The sequence below is a fragment of the Nonomuraea sp. NPDC003201 genome, assembly GCF_053590415.1.
The window spans coordinates 1-3729 of the sequence record NZ_JBSFTC010000578.1 but is presented as its reverse complement, the minus strand read 5'-3'; the positions used below and the strand labels follow the sequence as shown (position 1 = coordinate 3729).

Annotated in this window: 3 protein-coding genes and 2 pseudogenes; 3 read left to right on the top strand and 2 right to left on the bottom strand. The window is 70.3% G+C overall.

The features are described 5' to 3' along the window. Positions 1-543: pseudogene (locus ACWDX9_RS61020) on the bottom strand (NmrA family transcriptional regulator); the annotation flags it as partial. Positions 544-589: 46 nt separating this feature from the next. On the opposite strand from ACWDX9_RS61020, the pseudogene ACWDX9_RS61015 reads away from it, so the two are divergent. From ACWDX9_RS61015 to ACWDX9_RS61005, 3 genes and pseudogenes are all read left to right on the top strand, one after another. Continuing rightward, positions 590-820: pseudogene (locus ACWDX9_RS61015) on the top strand (helix-turn-helix transcriptional regulator); the annotation flags it as partial. 525 nt (positions 821-1345) lie between these two features. Then, a complete protein-coding gene (locus ACWDX9_RS61010; RefSeq protein ID WP_449973065.1) occupies positions 1346-2557 on the top strand; it encodes a cytochrome P450 family protein in 1212 nt (403 codons plus the stop codon). Positions 2558-2778: 221 nt separating this feature from the next. Beyond that, positions 2779-3120: a VOC family protein gene (locus tag ACWDX9_RS61005; RefSeq protein ID WP_449973064.1), complete on the top strand. Its 342-nt coding sequence runs from the start codon at positions 2779-2781 to the stop codon at positions 3118-3120. Positions 3121-3214: 94 nt separating this feature from the next. Here ACWDX9_RS61005 and ACWDX9_RS61000 read toward each other — a convergent pair. Further along, a partial coding sequence (locus ACWDX9_RS61000; RefSeq protein ID WP_449973063.1) for a hypothetical protein occupies positions 3215-3729 on the bottom strand: 515 nt, incomplete at its 5' end.

The following is a 3729-nucleotide window of genomic DNA, read 5'->3' as shown; positions in this document are numbered from 1 at the left end:
CTCACCGGCGCCGTCGCGGATCCGGCCCAGGAGCTCGGCCGCCAGGTCGGCCGCCTCCGGGGGCACTCCCTGAGCCGTCAGCGCGGCGGTGAACCGGGAGGTCTCCAGCGCCGTGTAGCGGACGGGCCGCCCGGTGGCCTCGGAGATCATCACGACCGCGGTGCGGAACGACACCGGTTCGGGGCCCGACAGCTCGTAGATCTCGCCCGCGTGGCCGTCCTGGACGAGCGCGGCGGTCGCGACGTCGGCGATGTCCTCGGCATCGACGAACGCCTCCCGCCCCTCCCCGGCCGGCAGCGCCAGCTCCCCGGACAGGATCGGCTCCAGGAACAGGTCCTCGCCGAAGTTCTGCGCGAACCAGGCCGCGCGCAGGATCGTCCACTCCAGGCCCGTCGCGCGCAGGGCCAGCTCGACCGGCTCCTGGTACGCGTCCGCCGCGCCGCCCGAGCCGCGCGCCGACAGCAGCACCACCCGGCGGACGCCGGCCCGGGTCACGGCCGCGAGGAACTCCTCCACGGTGGCGGCCGGCACGGCTTCGCTCATCGGGATGAGGTAGACGGCCCCCGCGCCGTCCAGGGCCGGCCCCCAGGTGTCGCGGGCGGTGTTCGCCCGGCGCTTCGCCGAGCTGGTCGGGCAGCCGCCCCTGCTCTATCTCACGGAGTGGCGGATGACCATCGCCGCCGACCTCCTTCGCACGCCCGGCGCGATTGTCGCCGCCGTGGCCAGGAGGGTCGGGTACGCCGACGGCTTCGCCTTCAGCAACGCCTTCAAACGGGTCCGCGGCATGCCGCCCAGCGACCTGGCCCGTTCCCCGAGATAACCGCCCACGACAGGCGTCGCCGTCGGACAGGAACGCTGCCAGGGCCACCGCCACCAGCGGCCACGAGGTCCACGGCAGCACGCCCCTGCTCGCCGACAGCCCCGCGGTCCGCTTCGGACAGGCAGCCCAGCGGGATGACGGCACCGCGGTCCACTTCAGACAGGCAGCCCAGCGGGATGACGACCACCGTGCCGTCCTCGACGGTCCAGGTCGCGCCGCCCCGGACGTCGACCAGGACCACGCGGGCGCCGGGGAGCGTGAACATGCGCCACGCCGCCCCTTCCGGACCCACCGCCCTCCACTCCGATGATCCCGGGAAACACCTGGGACCGGATGAGCGAGCTGAGGATCCTCATCCGCTCGGACGACCGGAGCTCCGCCACGGCCTTCCGAGCAGACCTTCACGTTCCGCAATGGCGGAAGCGGCAGAGGTTGGGGGCTCCACAGTGACAACGTTCACGACTTGGCCCTGCCGAACCCAACGCGGAAAGTGAGGGGGACCTTCATCCCAAAGTGGGGAATTCCATGGCTACTCCTCTCCAGATCCCCGTGCCGTCGGAACGGACGTCCTCGACCCTCCGCCGTTACCTCGACCAGGGCGGGCCGATCTTACGCGTCGAACTGCCGGGCCAGGTGCCCGCCTGGCTCGTGACCTCGTACGAACTGGTCAACGAGGTCCTGACGAACGACGACACGCTGTTCAGCAAGAACCCGGCGAACTTCACGGCGCTGAACGACGGCACCATCCCGGCCGACTGGCCGCTGCGCCAGCTCATCGAGGGCGAGCACCTGCTGACCCAGGACGGCGCGGACCACCGGAGGCTGCGGGGACTCATCAACCGGGCCTTCACCCCCGCCCGCGTACAGGGACTGGCCCCGCGCATCCAGCGGATCACCGACGAACTGCTGGACCGGATGGCCGACCGGAGCGGCGCGGTGGACCTCGTGCGCTTCTTCACCGAGCCGCTGCCGGTCATGGTGATCTGCGAGCTGTTCGGGGTGCCGCAGGGCGAGCAGCAGCAGATCCGCGACTGGAGCCACACCCTGCTGCAGCACACCACCTCGCCGGAGGAGATGCTCGCCGCCAACGCCGGGTTGCTCGGGTATCTGGCCGCCTTCATCGAGCGCAAGCGCGACGACTCGGGCGACGATCTCACCACGGGGCTGATACGTGCGCAGGCGGACGACGGCGACCGCCTGTCCGACAGCGAGATGATGTGGATCCTGTGGCTGGTGCTCATCGCCGGTCACGAGACCACGGTTCACCTACTGGCCAACACGGTCGTCGCGCTGTGCTCAGACCCGGAGCAGTTGGTCTTCGCGCGTGCGAAGAACGCCTGGGAGCAGGTGGTGGAGGAGGCGCTGCGCAGCAGGAACTCGGTGATCAGCGTCATGTTCCGGTATCCGCTGCGGGACGTGCGGCTCGGCGGGGTGACAGTCGAGGCGGGCCAGCCCATCATGGTCGGCATCTCCAGCACCGGGACGGACAGGGCCAGATTCGGCGGGGAGGCGCCGCGGTTCGACGCGGTACGGGAGCCGGACGCGCACCTCGCATTCGGCCGCGGTCCGCACTTCTGCCTGGGGGCGCCACTGGCCAGGCTCGAGGCACGTATCGCGCTGGCGTCGTTGTTCGGCCGGTTCCCTGATCTCCGGTTGGCGGTCGAGCCCGGCGAGATCCCGTACACCTCGTCACTCATCACCGAGGGGCCCACGGCTCTGCCGGTGCTCCTCCGTTAGATGGAGCCACGCCGGCCTCACCGCACTCTCCAGGGCCGATCCGCCTCTTCGTGGGGATGCCCGGCATGGCACCATCGACGTGGAATGGGTGTCCCTGCCCTCGCACCGCGGCCGGGGAACCGGGCGGCTTCGAGTCAGATCATCGTGAGGCGAACGACGATGAGTTTCCGCCACTGCCGAGGTCAGTACCGGCGACCCATCGACGACGTAGGGATGACCACATGACACTGGATCTGTTCGCAGGCGTACCCGTCACCGACTATGCCGCGGCGCTGCCGTGGTACGAGCAGTTCTTCGGTGGGCCGCCGTCGTTCCTGCCGAACGACATCGAGGCGGTGTGGGAGGTGGCCAAGCACCGGTACGTCTACATCGTGCAAGATCCGCAACGGGCCGGGAACGCGCTGGTGTTGTCGTTCGTCGACGACCTCGACGGACGGGTCGCCGAGATCGCGCGGCGAGGCATCGAGCCCGCGAAGCGCGAGAGGTACGACGGTGGCGCGACCAAGGTGACCTACCGGGACACGGACGGCAATGAGATCAGCTTCGGCGGCGGCCCGGGCTGACGCCACCCTCTGAGGACATCGATGGCGGGCTCGCGGGTGCGAGCGACCCACGCGGCGCCGGCACTCGTCCCGGAACGGCTGCAGGGGTTGGAGGCTATGACCGCAGAGGAGTGCCCGAGGCTCCCGTGTAGACGGACGCGGTCCCATGACGCCCCGCCGCGTCGATCGCGTCCTGCTCGACCGAGACCCCTTGGATCGTGGACAGCACCCGGAACAGCCCGGCCCGCACGTCGGCGACCATCGGCTGCTCGCTCAGCAACTGGAAGATCCGCTCCTGCGTCGTCGCATGGACGTCGTCGAACTCCGAGACAGGAGTGGCGTCGATGCTCGCCTCGATCCTGGCGATCATCTGCTCGGGGGTGACCGTCACCCTGCCCGACCCCGGCGGCCTGGGGAAGGTCCCCCTCCGCTTCCTGTCCAGTTCCCCGCCGCCTACGCCGAGCACGATCCCACCAGCCAGCGACGTCGTCCCCGCTGACCGACGTCCGGAGCCACACCCGGACCTGGCGCGGTATTCGAACCTGACGCGCCCCTTGCGCGGTCCGGCTGTCCGGTCCTCTACCGCCACCTCCGAAGCGGGCAGCGGGATCGACGCCATACCGCCCCGAC

Bases quoted from the DNA above. Each gene is read 5' to 3' on its own strand.
- ACWDX9_RS61010 (WP_449973065.1), top strand. From the start codon at position 1,346: ATGGCTACTCCTCTCCAGATCCCCGTGCCGTCGGAACGGACGTCCTCG.
- ACWDX9_RS61005 (WP_449973064.1), top strand. From the start codon at position 2,779: ATGACACTGGATCTGTTCGCAGGCGTACCCGTCACCGACTATGCCGCG.